This window comes from Myxococcus sp. CA051A, from assembly GCF_013336705.1.
Lineage (GTDB): Bacteria > Myxococcota > Myxococcia > Myxococcales > Myxococcaceae > Myxococcus > Myxococcus llanfairpwllgwyngyllgogerychwyrndrobwllllantysiliogogogochensis.
Window position 1 is genome coordinate 144,600 of the sequence record NZ_JABUMS010000016.1, and the last position, 20,998, is coordinate 165,597.

The following is a 20,998-nucleotide window of genomic DNA, read 5'->3' on the forward strand; positions in this document are numbered from 1 at the left end:
CTCACTGCGCGGGCTTCAAGAGACATCACTACTTTCCAGCGGAGCTTCTGAGTTGTCCGCATCTCTTTGGGGGTTGAAGCGCAGATGCCCTGTGCCACCTTGCCCCGGAAGCGGAAGCGGATAGCCCTGTCGGTTCGGGTCAGCTCGCAGGCCGGCCAGCTCGCGCCACTCGTCGTAGCTGAATGCCTCCGGCATGGTGCCCATGACGCGGAGCTGGTGCTCGCGGTCCGCCGGCACAGGGCTGTCGTAGTCGAGGATGGCCCCTTCGTCGCCCAGGAGCGGCATCAGTCGCATCTGGTACTCGGTGCGCAGGAACTCCATGCGCGGAAGCGTGGCCTGCTCCGCGAGGTTCTCCCTCGCCGCGAAGGCCGTGGCCTTGTTCGAGCTGGAGATGTCCCCGACGATTTCGGGGGGCACCCGGAAGGTCATCCGGACGAAGTCCATCAGGAAGCGGCGCAGCTCCACGAGCTGCATGTCCTTGAAGCTCGTGTCGAGGCGCGCGAACGTCACCTTGCCGCTGGTAATGAGCAGCTTCCCCGCCTTGTCCGGCCCCTGGTGCTCGCGCGCCAGCGACTCCTTGAACGCCTTCGCGCCCGCGCTGTTCGCATCGGACAGGCCCTCAATCGAAGCGATGGCAGGCGGCAGCATGTTGTTCCAGAAGGACGTCTTGAGGAACCGGGCCACGTACTCGTCGGTATCCAGCTCGTCTCCCAGCGCATAGGCCGGACCGATGCCGCGCCCCAGCGGGTCCTCCGGGTCCAAGCTGCGCAGATGCAACACGTCGCTGGCCGGAATCTCTCGCGACACCTTGCCCACCGTCACCGTGTACGTGCGTTGCTCGCGCGGCACGTCCAACGCGGGCAGCCGCGTGACAGTGCTCGGGGGCACCGGCCAGAAACCCACCGGCACACCGCCAACGCGCTCCAGCACCAGGAACGCCTCGCCCACCAAATCGAGGTACACCTGAACGAGCTTCGTCACCGAGCAGCCGGTGAGATGGTCGTTCGGGTCCGAGAGCAGCTTGAGGACGGGATGGTCCGGAACCTCCTGGGCCTCGCCCGCCTCCAGCATTGCCTTCAGTCGCCCGGCCCGGACCTCCCGCGTCGCACTTCGCAGCGCGTAGTCCTTCAGGGGCTGCCCGTCCTTCTGCACGCGGCGGTAGACGCGCCACTGCACGCCCGCCACCGAGTCGGCCACCACGTCCACACAGGCGCGGAGCCAGGGCATTTCCCGGTACGCGGCGAGGAGCTGCGCCGTCCCTCGACGCGGCGGCGCCTGCTGCCAGCGCGCCAGCTCCAGCCCCGTCCCCTTGCGCGGCTCACGCCCCACCGCCGCCTTCATCCTTTCCCAGAAGCCCATCGCCACCCTCACAGACAGAAGAAGGAATCCGCGAACACCAGCTCATGGACGCCCCACAGCAGGGCATCGACGCGGTCATCGCGGCGGCCGTTGATGCCGCTGAACTTGGAGAGCTGGCCCTCCAGCTTCGGGAAGGTGCCCACCAACTCGATGCGCCCCGTCTCGGCCAACGCGCTCACCGGCTCGGCGCGCTTGGACTTGGCCTCGCGGGCGCGCACGGGCTTCACGTTGACGTGGACACCCATCTCCGAGGCCACCGTCTGAATCGTCGTCTCCACCATTTCCCCGCCCGAGTTCACTTCGGCCACCAGGGCGTCGCACTCGAAGGCGAGATACTCGCGGATGGCGGCGGCAGCCCACTCGCGCGGCGAGCCCCGGAGACTGGCGTCCTTGAGCACCGAAACGCGCTTGAGTGACGCTCCGTCCGTCCCTAGGACGGGACTGGTTCTCACGCCCTGGACGATGATGCCCGTCTCGTCCGAGCCCGTCTCGCTGGTAGGCGCGGGGTCCACGGAGACGATGCGACGGTCCAAGCTGCGCGCGTATTCGTGAGCGTCCGCCTCCACGCGGCCCCACTTCGCGGAACCGAAGATGGCTCCCGGCACATCCATCAGCAGCCTGCCGAGGACTTCCTGTTGGCCCCAGCGCGTGTTCATCAGCGCCTTCATGGTGGCGACGGCACTGGGAGCTAGGTTCGCGCGGTTGGCCAGCGACGAGCCTGTCCGCAGCACCACGCCAGGCCGAAGCGCCTTCGTCTCCGCGTCGGAGAAGAGAAGCTCCTCAAGCTTCTTCAACGGGCGGGGTGTGCCGGTGAGAAGCAGCTGGGGCGGGTTCGCAGCGGTGCCGATGCGCAGCACCATGGGGAGCTGGTCCAGCGCCGCCATCTCATGCTTCCAACTCGCGGGCTCATCGCCCCAGGCCCAGCCGCAGTTGGGCCCGCGCAGACGGTCCGGCTTATCCGCCGAGTAGCAGATGGCATAGACGCCGTTGGGCCACGTCACGCGACGCTTGCTGGGCTCATAGACGGGCATGAACCACGGGGGCGACAGAGCGAGGATGCCGCTGGAGCCGCGAATCATCGTGTCGCGAACGTCCGCCGCCGTGGGGCCGATGAGCGCGCCAATCGTCTTCGCCTCGCGGGCCTTCTGAATCACCCAGCGCGCGCCGCTCCACGTCTTGCCGAAGCCCCGGCCCGCCATGATGAAGCAGGTGGCGAACAGGACCGGAGGCATCTGCTCGCGCCGAGCCCAAAAGTCCAGGTCGTGAACGAGCGTCTCGACTTCCGGATGGGTGAGCCGACCGAAGAGACGCGCGAGGCCCTGGCGGGTGCGCGCCTGCTTCACCAGGAACGCGGCCGGAGACTCATCAGGAGCGAGGTGGTCCACGAGCACCGAGAAGCGCGAGCATCGAGAGTCACGAGACATGGCCGTCCCCCTCGTCCGTGTCGGTGGAGCTGGAGGCGCTCGCCTCGGGCTCGGGCGCGTCCGGGAGGAAGCGGCCAAGGCGCTCCATCAGCAGCTCGCGCAGGGCCTTCTCGTCGGCGGCCTTGTCCTCGGGGGCCTGCGCCTCGACGTTGTCGCGCCGCCCGTAGAGGTCCGGGAAGCGACGCGACAGCAACCACTGGACGTGCTTGGGGTTGTGAGACGCGGCGGCCTGGAGCATGTCCGTTGCCCCCGCCATGAACTTCGCTTCCGCCTCGTTCACCGAGAGGAAGAAGTCTCGATACAGGCCGCGCTGTTCTCCAGCGCCTCGGTGATACCAGCGCGAGAGGGTGTGCTCCTCGACGCCCACGAGGCCGGCAACGGCGCGACGGAACAAGCCGCGCTCCAGGTGGGCGCAGATGTCAGCTTGCAACTCGGGGGTGAGCTTTGTTGGACGAGCCATTCATCCCCTTCAATGGGGACGCTTTCCGCGACTGGTCCGGAGTTCTCTTCAAACTTTCATTCAGCGGGCCGAACAAAACCCGAGAGGGCCCTGGCGTTTTCTTGAAGTTTTTCAAGCGTGGGGGTCCGCCGAGCAAGACAGGAAAGGGCCCGCCGTCCAAAATCCGGACCCGGGGGGCTCCAAGAAAGCCCACCCAAAACCACATCCACCCACCCCTCCCACGCGCGCTCAACGCCCTCTTCCCAATGACCTGTAGCAAGCTGTAGCCTCACTCGGATGAAGCTCTCCACAGCCGTTCTGTCAGCCTTTACGGCATACGCGACGTTGGAATTCCTGAAGAGTGCCCAGGCGCGTAGAGCGACCCGTCGGTTGAAGAGGGTTCCTGGCGTGTACGGGCAAGTGGGCAACGGTCGAGTGCGTATTGGGCAATCGTCCGACGTCGGAAGACGCGCTCCAATCTCTGCTCGTGAGAATGTCGCGTGCCTCGGACCGAATCCCAAGATCACGCTCATTGCCCGCGAACCGAACACGAGCAAACGCCTGGACCTGGAACGAAAGCTGATCAGACATTATCGAGTTCACTCTCCGGAAAAGCTCTGCAACCCCGTGGACTGGTGATTCAGCGCTGAGCCGCTCTGTCATCGAGCCGCGCGTTGCACGCAGCGACGTCCGCGCAGAACACCCGCCAGACGTGCGAGAAGGCCCCGCCCTCGCTCGTTTCGGTGACGTCGAGCCGTCCCCGTCCCTTGCGCACCAGGAAGCCACAGAGCGAGCACCGGGCCGCGTACCTGTTGCGACGCAGCTCCGGTTCCCTGTCTGCACACGCGAGGTGACGTGGGCCTGTCGCCAGCTCGTAGGCGATGCGCTCACCCTCCAGGATAGGCGCGCCACACGCCGCGCACGGCCCGCCCTTCCTGGCGACAAGCACCGGCACTAGAGGAGCCTCCCGCTCAACCGCGCGCGCAGCTCGTCATGAGCCTGGGCCAACAGCTCGTCGACACGTCGACGGGACATGCCCCACCTCGTAGCCACGGCACGCGTCCCCTCGCGTGGCATGCCGATGCCGTAGATGCGGGAGAGCAGCTCCTCCTGCTGGGGCTCCAGCTCCGCGAGAGCGCGTTGCACCAGGAAGGACCTCTCGTGCGCGATGAGGACGGACACGAGACTGTCCGCCTCGCGTGCGCGTCTCTCGTCATTCTTCCGCGTCGCGGACCTGGAGAGCTCCTGCTCTGGCGCGTCTTTGCTGACGAGGTCCACGGCCTGTTGCCACTTACCCTTGCCGCGCTGGGCCCGGTCCGGCAGACACACGTCCGCTCGGTGCAACCGGATTTGGTCCATGATGGCGCGGTGGGCACGCCACTTCACCCACGTCGCGAAGCTCTGCTCGCCGCGCTTCGAGCGCTGATACGTATCAACCGCCTTCACGGCCTCCATCGCCGCGACTTGGACGAGGTCTTCCCGCGACAGGGAGCCGCGCGACTTGTCGAAATCGCACGCGAGCTTGCGCAGCTCGGGCATCAGCACGTCCATCAGCTGGCCGGAGTACTCGCGCTCGGACTGAGCGTCCCCTGACGCTCGGCAACCCCGAATCGCGAGGACCAACATGTCAACCAACTCCCTGGACACTCGCGCTCCCCCGCGCCCCGACTTCTCACCATCCTGCTTCTCTGGCCCGCTACCGCACTGCATGACTGCCCCCTACGACTTGCCTCGTTGTGAAACACTCGCGGAACACAGAATCCGAAGGGGAAGGCATCGCTAAGCAAGGCGCCTGCCAGTTCACCCTGAGAACAATGGCTCGTGCTGTGAGCAACACCGCGGCGAGCGAATGAAACGCCCGCACGAGCGGCATGCCGCACCACGCGACGAGGGGGACTCGCAGGACGCAACGTAGCGCCTGCCTCTGACACAAAGTCTCAACCATGCTGGGAGACGCAAAGCCCATGTCCCTACTTATGGGGACAACTTCCGCGCGTGGTTCGCGTCCGTCTGCGGATTCCTCACCGGCAGAGGTCACCAACAAGGCGTCACTGTCACTAACTCTTCTCTATATAGGGTGTAGAAAAGTTGAGGTATCAGAGGACATGACAAAGACACACCACAGTGATTCTAGAGGATAGATAGAGCGGAGCTGGTGACGGCGACACCTCACGGTGACACCCCTGTTACCCGAAAGGAGGTGCCGAGGCGCGAAAGTGAGCCCTTGCTGGGCCAGTCGCGGAAAGTGTCCCCATAAGAAAGTGCGTGAGCCTTCGTCCCAACCAGCCCCCTGCCGGAAGTGCCGCCCCTGTCGTCGGAGACACTCGCGTCCGAGTCGCATTCTTCGACGGCGTCCAGGACAACAGACCCCAGTCCCAAGATGTGACATGGGGCGAGTTGATACAGCTGCTCACCACGCATGCTGTGACGGCCTGCGCCCCGTGCGTCGGCCACAGGTGCCCCACGAAGCTGTCTCAACGAGCCTGGGCCCCCGTCGACATCGGCCCTCTCCGTAAGGATGCCGAGGTCCACTCTGTCACGGCAGCTGTCTTCGATTTGGACGGAGTGTCCACGGAGCAGACTGTCCGAGCCTCGGAGAAGCTCGACGGCTACGCGGCGATTGTCCACACCACGCATGGTCACCGTCCTGGCCACACCAGCCTGCGCATCGTCGTCCCACTGACGCGTCCAGTGCTGCCCGCCGAGTGGCCGCGCGTGCGGGAAGAAGCGGAGCGCCTGCTGGAGATGCCGGCGGACCCGAACACGCGGAACCTGTCGCGCATCTACTTCCTGCCCAACCACTCGGGCGAACACGAGGCCATCACCAACGTCAGTGAGGGCCGCGCGCTCGACGTCGACGCGTTGCTGTCCTCGGTGCGCCCGTCACCGGTCGCCCCTGCCACTCCCTCCAGCTCCATGCCCTCGGTGGAGTCGGGGCCGGCGGACCTCTACGAGCTGCGCGCCAAGCTGCGCCGCGTCCGCAAGCCCGAGCACAGCGCGCTCATTCGCCGCGTGCTGTCTGGAGAGCCTCTTGCCGAGGTGGGCATGCAGGACAACACGCTCAACACCCTCATGTCGTGCGTGGCTCACGTGCTGCCGCCGGCCACGCCCGAGGAGGCCATCCTGGAGGTGCTCCGGCCCTGCTTCGCGGCAACGGCATGGGGCGAGGGCACCGCGCATCTGTGCGAGGAGGCCATCCTCAAGCTGCGTCGACACAGCGAACGCCGCGTCCAGGGAGATGCCAAGCGCGTCGCGGACAACCAGGCGTTGTGGACCTCACTCCAAGGCAGACCGAAAACCGAGACGCCCGTATCCACCGAGGAGGACGTCTCTGCCGCCACGGAAGAGGACTGGACGCGCGCGCTGCTCTCTTACGAGACGAAGGACGGCAGGCGTCTCAAGAACAACGAGGCCAATCTCTTCACCATCCTGACGCTCTCTCCCGAGTGGCGAGACACCATTCGCTTCAACGAAGTGACGAAACACATGGAGTACGCGGGCGGCCCACTGCCGGATGACTCGCCCATCGATGAGCTGGATGGCCGCATCGCCTGCTGGATTCAGCAAAGCGAGTACGGCCGCCTCGGCATGGACCCGCGCGCCGCCCAGGTCCGCGACGTTCTGAGACAGGTGGCCACTACCAACGCGTATGACCCTCTGCGCGACTACCTGGAGGGGCTCGTCTGGGACGGCGTCCCTCGCGCGGACTTCATGTTGGAGCGCTACTTCGGCGCCGAGGGCGACACCGAGCACCTGCGCACCATCAGCGGCAAGTGGCTCATCAGCGCCGTGGCCCGCGCGTTGGAGCCGGGCTGCAAGGTGGACACGGTGCTCATCCTCGAAGGGCCCCAGGGCATCCGGAAGTCCACGGCCTTCCGCGTCCTCGCGGGGGAGTGGTTCTGCGATGCCCCCATCAACATCCGCGACAAGGACAGCGCCTCGCTCGCGGGCCGCTGCTCTCTCATCGAGCTTGCCGAGGTGACGACGCTGCGCGCGTCCGAGGCGGAAGACCTCAAAGCCTTCATCTCGCGCAACGAGGACACCTTCCGTCCGCCCTATGGTCGCGTCACGGTGAAGACGCCGCGCCGTTGCGTCTTCGTCGGAACCACGAACTCGTCCGAGTACCTGCGCGCGGATTCGAGCGGCTACCGGCGGTGGTGGCCCGTCAAGTGCACCCACATCGACATCGCGGCCCTGAAGCGAGACAGGGGCCAGCTCTGGGCGGAAGCCGTGGTGCGCTTCCGGAAGGGTGAGGAGTGGTGGCTCGAAGAGAAGCAAGCCCAGCGCGCGGAGCAACACGCGCAGGAGCGAAGCGAATCGGATGGAGGCCCCGACGACACGATTCTCCAGTGGGTGTTGAGCTTGCCACCCGAGAAGCGCAACGAGGTGACCACCGAGTTGGTGGCCCGCGACGCGCTACTCCTCACGACACCTGGCCAGATTCCGCGCGGTGTCCGCCTCGACATTGGCCGCGCATTGCGACGCCTGGGCTTCCAGCGCACCCAGCGGCGGATTGCCGGCGTGCAGACGTGGGTCTACCTGCCGCCAGAAACCATCCGCACCGCGCCCCAGCAATTGGGCCACGGCGCGACACGACTCAATCCAGTTCCCCCCGTAGCAACAATCAAGACGGCCAAACCATGAAAGACAAAGACGTGTTCTCCATCAAGTTCACCCAAACCTGCTACCTGGGGTGTGGGGAGACATTCCGAGGCACCTACAACGAGTTCAAGGCGCGTCGGTGGGGCATCACAGGGCGTGGGGAAATCAGATTCCGCAACGTCCTAGGCTTCGTCTGCCCGACATGCACGCGGCTCAACAAAACCGCGTTGGCGTGAACCAGTCGCGGAAAGCGTCCCCATTAGAGAGTGTGTGACGCCCATTCATGACTCCAACCATGCGACCCTCTTCTCCGGGAACTGCCACGAAGTCATGGCGTCGTTTCCCAATGAGTGTGTCGACGCCATCATCACCGACCCTCCCTATCCGGAGATTGACCGCGACTATGGGCGGCTGTCGGAGCCGGAATGGCACGAACTCATGCGCGCTGTCGTCGGACAAGTGCGTCGGGTGCTCAAGCCCTCGGGTTCCGCCGTCTTCATCCTGCAACCCAACAGCGAGCATGTAGGAAGGATGCGGCCGTGGTTGTTCGAGTTCCTGGCCTGGACGTCGCGGGAGTGGAACCTTGTTCAAGACGTCTGGTGGTGGAACGTCAGCGCGCCGCCGACGGGAAGCTGTCAGCGAAAGAACGGGCTCATGCGCCCGTCGGTGAAAGCATGCGTCTGGCTGGGTTCCCCCAAGTGTTATCGCAACCAGGACGCGGTTTTGTGGACTCCCTCCGAGTCCATGGCGGCGCTCAAGCGCGAGAGTCGCGCACTGCGGGTTTCCCCCTCGGGACTGTCCGTCAGGCCAGGGAGGATTGCGGACATTGTCGCGGAGCGAGGTGGCGTCACACCCTACAACCTCCTTCCGATTGCCAACTCGAACAGTGTCACCAGCGGCGGTGCGAAGGGCCACGGCGCAGCAACGCCCGAAGTCCTCTGCGACTGGTGGGTGCGTTACATCACCCGTCCTGGTGACATCGTTCTCGACCCGTTCTTCGGCTCGGGCACGGTGGGGGCCGCCGCGGTGAAAGCAGGTCGGGCCGTCGTTGGCATTGAGCAGCACGCCCCCTACTTGGAGATCGCACGCCAAACACTCGTGACAGCAGAGGCGAGCCGTGGGGAGTGACTCGCCCGCGCAACTCGAGGGCCCCCGTCGTCGCGCCGTGGACGGGGGCTTTCTCAACTTCCTCTCCGTCTCGCAGCTGAAGCAATTCAGCCTGTGTCCGCGCCGCTGGTACTTCGCCAAGGTGCTGCGACTGCCCGAGCCCGAGACGAAGGCGCAAGCCCTGGGCGTCGAGGGACACGCGCAGTTGGAGCACTACCTCCGCACGGGCGAGGACGTCCTGGGCGACGTCGCGCGGGCAGGGCGCCATCTGCTTCCAGCTCCTGGCGCGGACCTCCTGGTTGAAGAGTCCTTCGGCACGCCCTCGCCTCTGTCGGCGGACGGTGTCCCGTTCATCGGGCACATCGACCTCATCAACCCACGCCGACTCGCGGAAGGTGTGCTGCGAATCACGGACCACAAGTTCTCTTCCAACGTGGCGCGCTACGGGGCGACACCCACGCAGTTGGCCGACGCGAGCACCGAGGCCGGATTGCAGATGGTGGGCTACGGCGTCTGGGCGGCCCTCTCGGACGCGCGCTTCCCAGGCGTCCGCGTGCTGGAGCTGGAGCACCTCTACTTCCAGACGCGCGGCGCGAAGCGTGCGGAGAGCGTGTTGGCCTCGGTGAGCGTCGAGCACGTCACGCGCGAGTGGACAGAGAAGGTCGTCCCCATGGTGCGTCGCATGCGCGAGGTGGCCCGCGCCACGCGCACCGCCGACGCGCCTCCCAACTTCGGCGCCTGCGAGAAGTACGGCGGGTGCCCCTTCAAAGCGCAGTGCATCTCCGGAGAACGCACCATGTCCCTGTTGAACCGATTCATTCCCAAGACCCAGGCCCCCGACACCGTCGCGCAGCTCCCGCTCACCGTGCCCCACCAGGTCATCCCCGAGCCGCTGGGGACATGCGACAGGTGCGGCGAGGCCATGACGCCGGAGAACACCAGCAAGCTTCGCTCGGGTGACGTGCTGCATGTGTCCTGCCCTGGGGCCGAGGTGGCCGCCGTGCTGCCCCCGGACGCGCCTCCCGCATCGCCCACCATCGCCACGGACGCCGCGCCGAAGCGCCGTGGACGCAAGCCGAAGGTCCTGGGCGTCCCGGTCGCCACGCCGCGCGTCGAGCACCAGGAGCCCGTCACCAGCTCACCTGCCGCGCCAAGTCCCCAGGGAGAGCGCCTGCGTCTCTTCGTGGACTGCGTTCCCAACATGCCCGCGGATTCGCTGTCCGAGTACGTGGCGAAGGTGGCCGCCCAGGTGAGTGAGGCCGGCGGCGTGGCGGACCTGCGCTTCGCGGGAGCCGAGAGCACGCTGGGCTTCGGCAGATGGAAGGGGGCGCTCTCCATGGCCATCCGCAACGCGCCGCCGGCCCCCGGTGCTTACGCCGCCCTCGGCCTCGCCCACTCGGAGCTGCTGCAACTCGCCGTCGAGGCCCTGGAGCCCCTGTGCGGCCCTGGTGACTTCGTGCGCGGTGCTCGCTGAAGGGAGTGGGGATGCGCCTTCTTGAACGATTGGGCGTTACACCCACGCCTTCTAGCTCCCCGCCGCCCGAGGAGCGCGCCCCCGTCTGCGGGCGCTCTCCCGTGGGCTACTCGGCGGACCTCGGCCGCATCCTCGCCCTGCCTCGGCGCAACCTCGCCGCCGCGTACACAGCGGCGGACATCGAGGCCCTGGAGGCCCAGCTACGCGCGCCGCCCAGTCCGTGTAGCTGCGCGAGCATGTCTCCGCCGCGCCCCTGCCCTACGCAGTTGCGGCGGGTGCAGGCCCAGGCGCTCCTGGAAGCCTCGCGCGTTGGTGGCCTCCTCGCGCCCATCGGCACGGGCCACGGCAAGGAGCTGACAACCTTCCTCATGCCCATGGTGATGCCGGGCTGCCGCGTGGCCGTCCTCTTCATCCCCGCCAACCTCCTGCCCCAGTTCCAAGTCGAGTGGAGCTACTACGGCGCGCACTGGAGACTGCCCAACCTCGCGGGCGGCAGGTGGTTCCGCGTGGGCCTGCCGGTGCTCCACGTCGTTTCGTACAACAAGCTCTCCAGCCAGGAAGCGACGAACCTCCTGGAGCGCATCCGCCCGGACCTCGTCATTCTCAACGAGGCACACAACCTCAAGGACCCGAAGTCCACGCGCACGGGCCGATTCCTCCGCTACTTCGAGGAACACCCACGGACGCGCCTCGTGGCACTCTCCGGCACATTCGCGTCCAAGAGCATCAAGGACTACGCGCACCTGTCGCGCCTGGCGCTCGGTGAGGGCTCGCCCTTGCCGCTCGCGCACCACGTCGTCGAGGAGTGGGGAACGGCCCTGGACCCGGGCAAGGTGGTGGCCCCTCCCGGCGCACTGGAGCGGCTGTGCGAGCCCGACGAGCACGTGCGCGAGGGCTTCCAGCGCCGCCGCAACGCGACGCGCGGCGTGGTGGCCACGGAAGAGAGCGCGCTGGACAAGCCCCTCATCATCCGCCCGCGCTACCCTGGGCCCGTGCCCGCGCAGCTCCTCGCCTTCATCGAGCTGGCACACGCGGGCGAGCGCCCGGACGGAGAGCAGTTCCAGGAGCAGCTCCAGTCCGTGTCCTGCGCGCGGCAGCTGTCCGCCGGCTTCTTCCACCGCTGGCGCTACCCGAGGGGCGAGCCGCCGGAGCTGATTGAGAAGTGGTTCGCACGGCGCAAGGCGTGGAACAAGGAAGTCTGGGAGGAACTCAAGGGCGAGCGCCGCGAGCACCTGGACTCGCCAGGGCTGCTCACCAAGGCAGCCATCCGCGCGCACATGTCACCACCCTATGAGGGGGACAAGCCAGTCTGGCACGCGGCGACGTGGCATGCGTGGGCGGAGATTCATGCCGCAGTGCAGCCCGAGCCTCAAGCGGTTTGGGTGTCCGATTTTCTCGTGAAGGACGCGGCAGAGTGGGCTCGTTCGCGGGTGGGAATCGTCTGGGTCGAGTACCCGGAGTTGGGCGAGCGCATCGCCAAGGCGGCGGGCGTACCGTTCTACGGCGGGGGTAAGACTGCGTCCGAGGCCATCCTACGGGAGACGGGAAGGCGCTCCGTGGTGGCGAGCATCAAGGCCCACTCCACGGGGAAGAACCTTCAGCAGTTCTCCCGAAACCTCGTGGTGACACCACCCTCGGATGGCGCCGCCTGGGAGCAACTGCTCGCGCGCACTCACAGGCCTGGGCAGCAATCCGCATGCGTCGAGGTGGACGTGTGCCTGCACACGCAGGAATACGCTGAGGCATTCTCGACCGCGCTGGAGCGAGCGCGGTTCATCCAACAGACAGACGGGCAGCCACAGAAGCTCCTCTAGCAACACGTCCGCCACCTAGAATACGCTCGCCAGGTGCTACTCAGTCACGTCGAACGGTGCTTGAAGGAGACTCGAAGAACGCGACTCGTCGGGCTTCTGCCCCTCTCGACGTACCCGACTAAGCAGCGCGAGCTGCTTGCTCGCTGTAGAAGTGCCATGTTAACGACACCTTCCATTCGGAGGATGACATGTGGCGACGCATCGAGATCCGCAATTTCCGTAGCATTGAGTACGCCGATATTACTCTTGCCCCATTCACAGCTGTTGTTGGACCAAATGCCAGTGGAAAGTCAAACATCGCAGACGCATTCGTCTTTGCTCGCGACGTTGCCTGGGATGCCTCTTCGGCCGTTCAGAATCGCGGCGGAATCGTCAGCGTGAGACGCTGGCGCCCATCAAAACCTGTAGATGTGTCCATTGACGTAAGGGTATCCCCCACTGAAATAGGACTAGAGCTCGACTACGCCCGTCACGCCTTTACGCTTGGTAGCAAGCGCGAAGGCGAATGGGAGTTCAAACGCGAGACAATCGAAGAGTACCGTGGGGGAGACCCCATTTTTTCAATATCTCGCGAGCGAGACAAATCCAGTTCAAGGGACAGCGTCTCAGGGAAAGCGACTGAACGGCAATTGCCGCCCATCGCAAAGACAACAAGCGTCATGGTCCTAGGCCGCCAGATGAACATGCGCTCACGGCTCATGCCTGCGCTACGCAACGTTCGAAGGTTTAGGCTTGATCCCCAATCGATGAGAGAGCCCCAACTCTCAACGGAGCGTGTCCGCCTCGATGAATCTGGTAGCAACATAGCAATGGCCATCAAGAGTCTCAGGAGACAGCGCTTGGATTGGGAGGCCGTACTCTTAGCTATGCAGCGGATCGTCCCAGGGTTGCGTGACATTCAAGAGGGGGCCCTTGGTCGCTATCTAAGTATCCGATTCTTTCAACAGCAGAGGGAGGAGGAGTGGGCCGAATTTGCAGCCACGGAAATGTCAGAAGGCGCAATTCGGGCCCTTGGCATTCTTGTGGCCGCTCAACAGATGGCTCGGGACGAACTGCTTGTAATTGAAGAGCCTGAGGTGTCCGTTCATCCCGGAGCTGCGGCAGTATTGTTCGACGTTCTGGCTAGGTCATCAAAGCGGGGGGCTGTCCTTCTAACCACGCACAGTCCGGAGTTGTTGGATGCGGCGAAAGACGAAGAGATTCTCGTATGCGACTATCGTAAAGGGGTTACTCATGTAGGCCCACTGGAGGAATCCCAGCGGAAGCTTGTACGTGATGGACTGATGTCCGCCGCTGAGTTGATGCGTTCAGAGCCGTTGCGAATTGAAGGAATGGCGCCGCCGGTCATCACTCCCGGAGAGGCGGAATGAAAAAGAAGCGACTCGTTTGCATTGTTGAGGGAAAAGGAGAGGTGGAAGCCATTCCAAATCTGTGCTCTCGAATTCTTGCATCCCTCTCGTTGCATGATTGGCTTGTAGACCAAGCCCCCATCCGCCAGCCCCGAGGCCATCTTGTGGATGCTCGGATTGCGGGACCAAGCCGTCCCTGTCGCCCAGAAGGGATGACGAAAGCACTTAGCATGGCGTGGGCGAGGAATCCGGATGCCGTTCTCGTAATGTGCGATTCGGACGATGACTGCCCAAGCATTTGGGCCAAGTCTGTACCTATTAAAATCCCCTCAGGGCGGCCTGTGGCTGCAGTTATGGCTGTCCGTGAGTTCGAAGGATGGCTCTTGCGAGTATTCAACGACAATGAACTAGGCCGCATTCGGGTTGTTGACCCTGAGCGCATCCGAAATGCAAAAGGAAGGCTGGAGCAACTCGTTCCTGGGTATGCCCCAACAACTCACCAGCTCATGATGACTCGCAAGCTTGACATCTCCGCAGTGCGCAATCGGTCTCGCAGTTTTGACAAGCTTGTTAGAACAATCGGCGCGCTGTGTGGGGGGACTGGGTAGTTCCGTCTTGTTGCCTCTCATTGCTCCCAGGGGGTCTTCAAGGTACGACTTCCCTGCGAAGCACGTCTTCATTCCCGCGTGTGTGCAAGTCGGCTGCGCACCCATCCAGTTTGAGCCACTCCCGGAAAGCGTCCCCATAAAGGAAAGTGAGGACGTCCTCTCGACGTCCCGCCACCTGACTGGGAACACGGGACATGAGCAACGCAGCACTCGCACGAATCGCCACCTCTCAGGCCGCTCTCGGCTCGCAGTACCTCAAGGCAGGCCGCTACCGCCTGGAGGTGCAGTCCATCCGCACCAAGGACGGCTTCAAGGGCCTGTCCGCCATCGCTGAAGTGAAGGTGGTGACGTCGGAGCGGACCCAGCACAACACCGAGCCCACGCGGCCCGGCCTCATCACCAGCTACGTGGAGAACCTCTCCGACGCGAAGAAGAACGGCGGCGGGCGCTTCAAGGCGTTCCTCATGGCCCTGGCCGGTGCCGAGGAGCACGAAGTCTCCCAGGACTTCATCGCCAAGTTCACCGAGGCGAAGCAGGCCGGAGCCTTCCTCCTGGTGGACTGCGACGTCTTCCCCAAGACGCTCCCGGAGAAGGACGGCAGGCCCGGCAAGGTCATCGAGGGCTACCGCTGGAGCAACGTGAGCCCGACGGACGCGGAGCTGGCCGACATCGAGGCCAAGCGCGCCGCCGCGAAGCTCCCCCCGCTCGCTGACGCCCTGGGCTGACGTCCCCTCCACCTCTGGACTTCTTGGCGCTCTCCCCAGGGCGCCACGGCTGGCCCACGTCACGGGCCTTTCGGTGTTGTGGCCACCCTTTTCAGCTTCGACACCGAGACGTATCCGATTCAACCCGGCCTCGTAGCGCCGCCTCTCGTCTGCGCCTCCATCGCCCTGGACGCGGCTGGAAGCGAGCAGCTCCTTTCCGCCGCCCAGGCCCGCGCGTGGTTCCGTGAGGCCCTCCGCGCGCCAGACGTCGAGCTGACGGGCGCCAATCTCCCGTACGACCTGGGCGTCATGTGCGCGGATGACCCGCGACTTGTGGACGCCGTCTTCACCGCAGCCGAGGCGGGCCGCTTCCATGACGTGGCCATCCGCGAGGCCCTCCTGGACATTGCCCGGGGACTACATGGTGTGGACCCGGAGACGGGCCGCCCGCTGGGGGACGATGAAGGCGCCCGATACCCGCTGGCCCTCCTGGTGCGGCGCCACCTCGGCCTCGACATCAGCGCCGACAAGCACGCCCCCGACGCGTGGCGCCTCCGTTACGGCGAGCTGGATGGGGTGCCGCTGGAGAAGTGGCCCGAAGGCGCCGTGAAGTACCCGCTACGCGACGCGCGCTTCACGCTGGACGTCCACCTCTCGCAAGAACGCGCCGCGTCCACCGTCGCCAACGGCGGCAACCTTCACGCCGAGGGGGACCAGGTCCGCGCCGCCCTCGCACTCCACCTCGCCTCCATGTGGGGGCTTCGCACGGATGCCGGACGCGTCGAGGAGCTGCGCCGCCGCGTCGAACAGGAGTGGAAGGCCAACCGCGCTCACTTCCAGGCCGCCGGCATCTTCCGCGCCAACGGCACCAAGGACACCAAGCGCCTCGCCCATCTCGTCACCACTGCCTACAACGGCGCGCCTCCCGTCACCCCGCCCTCCCCCCGCTTCCCCGAGGGGCAAGTGGCCACGGACCGGGACACCCTCCTGGACTCGGGCGACACGGTGCTGGAGGAACTGGGCAAGGCCGGCAAGGTGGACAAGTACCGCTCCACCTACCTGGGCAAGCTGGAGGCCGGCACCACCACGCCCCTCAACCCGCGCTTCAACGTGCTGGTGTCCACGACGCGCGTCTCCAGCGACTACCAGCAGCTTCCCCAGCGCGGGGGCGTGCGCGAGTGCCACGAGGCCCGTCCTGGCTTCGTCTTCTGCTCCGTGGACTATGGCGGCCTGGAGCTGCGCACCATGGCCCAGCGTGCCATCTGGGACGTAGGCTACTCGCGGATGGCCGAGGCCCTGCTGGCCAAGGAGGACGTCCACACCTCGGCGGCGGCCACCTTCCTTGGGGAGAGCTACGACGCCCTCCTGCCGCGCGTGAAGGCCAAGGAGGCAACGGCCACGTCCTTCCGCTCCCTCGCCAAGATTTTCAACTTTGGCAAGGGCGGGGGCCTTGGGGCAGGCGGCATGGCGTACCACGCACGCGCCAAGGACGGCGTCCGGTTCTGCCTGCTGGCGAAGGTGGCGGATACGTGCGGCGTTGAGCGCGTCCCCGTGCGCGTCCAGGGCAAGGTGAAGATGGTCTGCGCCGCGTGCGTCGAGGTGTCGCGCCGCTACGGCGACAGGTGGCTCGACGCGTGGCCCGAGCAGCGCGCCCTCTTCGCCCGCGCCAGCGCGTACACGCGCAACGACCAACTCGTGGACGTCATGATTCCGGGCGCCAACATCCTCCGGGGAGGGTGCGGCTACACGCAGTGGCTCAACACGCCCTTCCAGGGGCTCGGTGCCGTGGGCGCGAAGCTAGCGACCTGGCGAGTGTCCCGGGAGATGTACTCGGACCGTCACTCTCCTCTCTGGGGCTCGCGCCTCGTTCTCATGGTGCACGACGAGTTGGTAGCGGAGCTGCGCGCCGACTTCCCCAACCGCCTTCACGACGCCGCCGAGCGCATGGCGGAACTCATGCGGCAAGCGATGCGAGAGGTGACACCGGACCTCGCAGGAGCCATCGAAGCCGAGCCCGCCCTCTCGCGCGTGCTCTCGAAGGACGCGGCCACGGTGCGAGACAGCACGGGGCGTCTCCTGGTGTGGGAGCCCGAGGAGAAGAAGGCCGCGTGAACCAGTCGCGGAAAGTGTCCCCATCAGAAGTGATGTGAAGACAGAACTTCTAACCGAACGCGCCGCCCTGCTCCTTGGCGACTCCGCGCATGTCGCCCGGGTGCTCGCGCCCAACAGCATCGACGCCATTGTCACGGACCCGCCCGCCGGAATCGGACTGATGAACCATGCGTGGGATAGCGACCGAGGAGGCCGCCAAGCGTGGGTGACTTGGCTTGCCGGCATCCTCCGTGAAGCCCTTGGCGTGCTCAAGCCCGGCGGCCACGCGCTCGTGTGGGCCTTGCCGCGCACGTCACATTGGACAGCCACCGCCCTGGAGGATGCGGGCTTCGAGGTGCGCGACATTGTCATGCACCTCTTCGGCACTGGGTTCCCCAAGTCGCTCGATGTGTCACAGGCCATCGATAAGCAAAGGGTCTGTCTGGATGATGTCCGGCTCGTCACCCGCTGGATTGCGGAAATGAGAGACCGTGCTGGGCTCACCAATGCGCGCATCGACGCGGCCTTCGGACTCAACGGGATGGCGGGGCACTGGACGTCGCAGGGCTCTCAACCCGAAGTACCCAGCAAAACCCACTGGCCGACGCTCCTGGAGCTTCTCGGAGTCGACGAGGTGCCCGAGCCTATTCGCGCGCTTGTTGAACGACTTGTCTCGGAGAAGGGCAAGCCCGGGCCCAACTGGTTCCGCCGTTCCATCACCGGACACCATCCGAGAGCCGCCGCCGGCCAGCTCTGGCTTGCGAGCACAGGACTCAAAGCGGACCTTTCGTCCCGCGAGCGTCGCGACGAACCCGCGACAGAAGCCGCTCGTCAGTGGCGAGGATGGGGCACGGCGCTCAAGCCCGCCGCCGAGCACTGGATTCTCGCGCGCAAGCCACTCACCAGCACGGTGGCCGCGAACGTCCTGCAACACGGGACTGGGGCCCTCAACATCGATGCATGCCGACTCCCGCGCCAGGACAGGGCGGCATGGCCCGCGCACGTGACGTTCGATGAGGAAGCCTCGGACATGCTCCCCAGTGGCACATCCCGCTTCTTCTACATCGCCAAGCCCTCGCGCGCCGAACGGGACGCTGGTTGTGCCCAGCTTCCGCTCCGCTCGGGCGCCGAGTCACACGCAAGCATGGATGGAAGCGCGGGTCTCAACGCGCCGCGCGCCAAGGAAGATGTTGGAGAAGGGCGCAACTCCCACCCCACGGTGAAGTCGGTTGCGTTGATGCGATGGCTGTGTCGACTCGTGACGCCTCCGGGCGGCGCCGTCCTCGACTTGTTCGCGGGCAGTGGCACCACGGGGCTCGCCGCGCTGGCCGAGGGCTTCGGGTTCATCGGCATCGAGCGCGAGCCCGAGTACCTGGCCCTCGCGAAAGCGCGTCTCGAGCACGCGTTGAGCCAGCGTAGCGGGGAGGCTTCGCCATGAAGCTGGTTTCCGTCGACCCTGGCCTTCGGCATTGCGGTGTCGCCGTGTTCGACATGCCGGTACACGAACGCGCAACACTCCTGGCGGCTGGGCTGCCGAAGAACCCCGAGCGTCAGGACGGCGAGCTGTCGCTGGCCTCGTGGGCTTCCATGGCCCTCGTGGTCCGTGAGTGGCTCCGTCCGCGCGTGGGTGACGAGCCCTTCCAGCTCATCATCGAGATGCCCCGCGTCTACGCCGCCGCTCACCAGAAGGGCGACCAGAACGACCTCATCCAGCTTGCGGGCGTCGTCGGCATGCTCGGTGGCTTCCTGCCGAACGTCGCCAGTCGCCGCAGCGTCTACCCGCGCGACTGGAAGGGGACCGTCGACCCGGAGGCGTTCATCGAGCGCATCAAACAGCGCCTCGGCGCCGCCGAGCACCTGCGCGTCGAGCTGCCCAGCGCGGCCACCCTCCATCACAACGTCTGGGACGCCATCGGCATCGGGCTTCACGCCCTCGGTCGCCTCGCGCCCCGCCGCGTCTTCCCGAGGTAGCCATGTCCGAACCCATCTCCAACAGCCCGGAAGGCACACCTGCGTTTCTCACCGTGGACGAGGCCGCCGCTTTGCTGCGCGTGAACCGGAAGACGCTCTACGAGGCCATCCGGCTCGGGCAAGTGCCGGGAGTTGCCCGCATCGGGAAAGCCCTCCGCATCCGCCGCGACGCACTGGTAGGCTCGCCCATGGGTCAAGGCGGTCCTGCGCTCAAGGAGAAGCCGACATGAGCGTGAGACTCAGGAAGTACAACGACAAGAACGGAAAGCCTCAACAGGTTTGGTTCGTGGACATCAAGTTCAAGCACGCTGGCGGGAAGGTTGAGCGCGTCCGGAAGGACAGCCCGCTCAACACCCGTCGTGGTGCCGAGCAGTACGAACGCGACGTCCGCGCAGCCCTCCTGATGGGAACTTTCGGGAAGGAGAAGGAGCCCGTAGCAACCGAGGAAACAAAGCAGGTGCCGACCGTGATGGGCTTCACGTCGCGATACCTCACGTACTCGGACAACAACAACAAGCCCTCCAGCGTCGACGCCAAACAGCGGATCCTCAAACACCACATCCTCCCGTTCTTCGGGGAGATGCCTCTGGATTCTATCGGCCCGTCAGTCATCGAAGACTTCAAGGCCCTGATGCGGAAGAAGAAATCCGCCGCGCGAGGGAGGAAGACGGCCCCAACCCCGGCAGCGCTCCGAAAGCGCAAGGGTGCGGCGCCCAAGCCTCTGAGTTTGAAGACCATCAACAACGTGCTCGCGGTGTTGGGCAAGCTCCTGGCTCTCGCACAAGAGCAGCAGGTCATCCAACAGGCGCCGCGCGTGAAGCTCTTTGGGAAGGTGCCCAAGCCCAAGTTCGACTTCCTCTCCTTCGAAGAAGCCGAGCGCCTCATCACCGCGTCTGAACCCGAGTGGCGTCCCATGCTGCTCGTGGCCATCAAGACGGGGTTACGGCAGGGCGAACTCCTCGGGCTTCAGTGGAATGACCTGGACCTGCAACGGGGCAAGGTTCATGTCCAGAGGACCATCTGGCGTGGAGTGGAGGGGCTTCCAAAGGGTGGACGTGAGCGAATGGTGGACCTCCCCGCTTCAGCCGTCGAAGCACTCAAGGGACACCGGCACCTGCGAGGCGCCTACGTCTTCTGCCAGGAGGACGGCATGCCCTTCACGGACGGCATGCTGAAGCATCCGCTCACCCGCGCGTTGAAGGCGGCGAGCATTGTCCGGGAGGTGGGCCTCATCGGTTGGCACGACCTGCGCCACACCTACGGCAGTCACCTCGCCATGAGAGGCGTGCCACTGAAGGTCATCCAGGAGCTGATGGGGCACGCGACCATCGAAATGACGAACCGCTATGCCCACCTCAGTCCGGAGGTGAAGCGGGACGCGGTCCAACTCCTCGACACGCCGTTGCTGGCGTGGGGCAATACAGGGGCAATGGCCGTGGGGTGAAAAAGAAAAAGGCCCGTAACCCCTGAGGATTACGAGCCATTTCCAGTGGAGGCGGAGGGAATCGAACCCTCGTCCGAAAGCCTTCGGTCCTTCGACCCTACGTGCGTAGTCCGCGATTTGCTACGTCCTCAAGACTCCCACGGACGGGATTCCTGAAGCCGGTCCTGGAAAGGTCTCGCCACCTCGGGCCCAGGCACCCTTGGCAGCCAGCCCGCATTATGACGGTCGATCCCAACCCCACGGGCCGAGAGCTGGGGGACCGCGCACTAACAGCTGTTTTTAGGCAGCCAGCGCGAGCTCAACGTTGTCGTTGGCTTTTGTGTCTTTGCCGGGTTGGATTTACGAGCTACCTGACAAGCTCGGCACGCGTCTCGAACTTCTATGCCCCCGTCGAAACCGGGTCGCCCCCGGGGTGTTGACTGACTGCCTGCTGCTCTTGCGGCCACCGCTTCGACCGCGTCTTCCTCACATTAACCGCTGACGGCGCCCCGTCAATCCTCCTGAGCGTCCACCACCTCACCTTCTCGCACGAAGGCGGACACTCAGCCTGGAAGTCGCTTCCCCTCCAGCTTCACCGTCGTAGGGTCGCCTCCCCGCTCGGACAGCCCTCGC

General features: G+C 65.5%; 17 protein-coding genes and 1 other RNA gene. 12 read left to right on the forward strand and 6 right to left on the reverse strand.

Annotated elements, in window-relative coordinates; translation table 11 throughout:
- Window positions 1–15: 15 nt before the first annotated feature.
- The 5 genes from HUA74_RS35340 to HUA74_RS35360 all read right to left on the reverse strand — a co-directional run bounded on the left by HUA74_RS35340 (window position 16) and on the right by HUA74_RS35360 (window position 4,848).
- Window positions 16–1,359 carry a phage portal protein gene (locus HUA74_RS35340; protein ID WP_254625392.1) on the reverse strand — a complete coding sequence of 448 codons (1,344 nt, stop codon included), beginning with the start codon at window positions 1,357–1,359 and terminating at the stop codon, window positions 16–18.
- 8 nt (window positions 1,360–1,367) lie between these two features.
- A complete protein-coding gene (locus HUA74_RS35345; protein WP_174458089.1) occupies window positions 1,368–2,783 on the reverse strand; it encodes a terminase large subunit domain-containing protein in 1,416 nt (471 codons plus the stop codon).
- Complete coding sequence (locus HUA74_RS35350) at window positions 2,773–3,243, reverse strand: hypothetical protein (protein WP_254625393.1); 471 nt, start codon at window positions 3,241–3,243, stop codon at window positions 2,773–2,775. Before HUA74_RS35350 ends, HUA74_RS35345 begins: the two co-directional genes overlap by 11 nt.
- Window positions 3,244–3,862: 619 nt before the next feature.
- Entirely contained in the window at window positions 3,863–4,171 is a 309-nt protein-coding gene (locus tag HUA74_RS35355) for a hypothetical protein (RefSeq protein WP_217443645.1), read from the reverse strand.
- 5 nt (window positions 4,172–4,176) lie between these two features.
- Window positions 4,177–4,848: a sigma-70 family RNA polymerase sigma factor gene (locus HUA74_RS35360; RefSeq protein ID WP_174458091.1), complete on the reverse strand. Its 672-nt coding sequence runs from the start codon at window positions 4,846–4,848 to the stop codon at window positions 4,177–4,179.
- 939 nt (window positions 4,849–5,787) lie between these two features.
- Here HUA74_RS35360 and HUA74_RS35365 point away from each other — a divergent pair.
- From HUA74_RS35365 to HUA74_RS35420, 12 genes are all read left to right on the forward strand, one after another.
- Window positions 5,788–7,866, forward strand: a complete 2,079-nt coding sequence (locus HUA74_RS35365) for a VapE domain-containing protein (RefSeq protein ID WP_371817356.1) — start codon at window positions 5,788–5,790, stop codon at window positions 7,864–7,866.
- 228 nt (window positions 7,867–8,094) lie between these two features.
- A complete protein-coding gene (locus tag HUA74_RS35370; protein ID WP_174458093.1) occupies window positions 8,095–8,952 on the forward strand; it encodes a site-specific DNA-methyltransferase in 858 nt (285 codons plus the stop codon).
- Entirely contained in the window at window positions 8,942–10,405 is a 1,464-nt protein-coding gene (locus tag HUA74_RS35375; RefSeq protein WP_174458094.1) for a PD-(D/E)XK nuclease family protein, read from the forward strand. The genes HUA74_RS35370 and HUA74_RS35375 overlap by 11 nt, the downstream gene beginning before the upstream one ends.
- 101 nt (window positions 10,406–10,506) lie before the next feature.
- Window positions 10,507–12,219 carry a DEAD/DEAH box helicase family protein gene (locus HUA74_RS35380; RefSeq protein WP_371817357.1) on the forward strand — a complete coding sequence of 571 codons (1,713 nt, stop codon included), beginning with the start codon at window positions 10,507–10,509 and terminating at the stop codon, window positions 12,217–12,219.
- 188 nt (window positions 12,220–12,407) lie between these two features.
- Window positions 12,408–13,589 (forward strand): AAA family ATPase, encoded by a 1,182-nt coding sequence (locus tag HUA74_RS35385; RefSeq protein WP_174458096.1) that lies wholly within the window; start codon window positions 12,408–12,410, stop codon window positions 13,587–13,589.
- Window positions 13,586–14,176 carry a DUF4276 family protein gene (locus HUA74_RS46940; protein WP_174458097.1) on the forward strand — a complete coding sequence of 197 codons (591 nt, stop codon included), beginning with the start codon at window positions 13,586–13,588 and terminating at the stop codon, window positions 14,174–14,176. Before HUA74_RS35385 ends, HUA74_RS46940 begins: the two co-directional genes overlap by 4 nt.
- A gap of 194 nt (window positions 14,177–14,370) precedes the next feature.
- On the forward strand, window positions 14,371–14,901 hold the full coding sequence (locus HUA74_RS35395) for a hypothetical protein (RefSeq protein WP_174458098.1): 531 nt from the start codon (window positions 14,371–14,373) through the stop codon (window positions 14,899–14,901).
- Window positions 14,902–14,979: 78 nt separating this feature from the next.
- Window positions 14,980–16,992, forward strand: a complete 2,013-nt coding sequence (locus tag HUA74_RS35400; RefSeq protein ID WP_174458099.1) for a DNA polymerase — start codon at window positions 14,980–14,982, stop codon at window positions 16,990–16,992.
- Between the two features lie 34 nt (window positions 16,993–17,026).
- Entirely contained in the window at window positions 17,027–18,409 is a 1,383-nt protein-coding gene (locus tag HUA74_RS45245) for a DNA methyltransferase (protein WP_371817358.1), read from the forward strand.
- Window positions 18,406–18,942, forward strand: a complete 537-nt coding sequence (locus HUA74_RS35410; RefSeq protein ID WP_174458100.1) for a hypothetical protein — start codon at window positions 18,406–18,408, stop codon at window positions 18,940–18,942. The genes HUA74_RS45245 and HUA74_RS35410 overlap by 4 nt, the downstream gene beginning before the upstream one ends.
- Window positions 18,943–18,944: 2 nt before the next feature.
- Entirely contained in the window at window positions 18,945–19,172 is a 228-nt protein-coding gene (locus HUA74_RS35415; protein ID WP_174458101.1) for a helix-turn-helix domain-containing protein, read from the forward strand.
- Window positions 19,169–20,386, forward strand: a complete 1,218-nt coding sequence (locus HUA74_RS35420) for a site-specific integrase (protein ID WP_174458102.1) — start codon at window positions 19,169–19,171, stop codon at window positions 20,384–20,386. The genes HUA74_RS35415 and HUA74_RS35420 overlap by 4 nt, the downstream gene beginning before the upstream one ends.
- A 43-nt stretch (window positions 20,387–20,429) precedes the next feature.
- On the opposite strand, the gene ssrA is transcribed toward HUA74_RS35420, so the two are convergent.
- Window positions 20,430–20,795, reverse strand: a transfer-messenger RNA (tmRNA) gene (gene ssrA, locus HUA74_RS35425).
- Window positions 20,796–20,998: the final 203 nt, after the last annotated feature.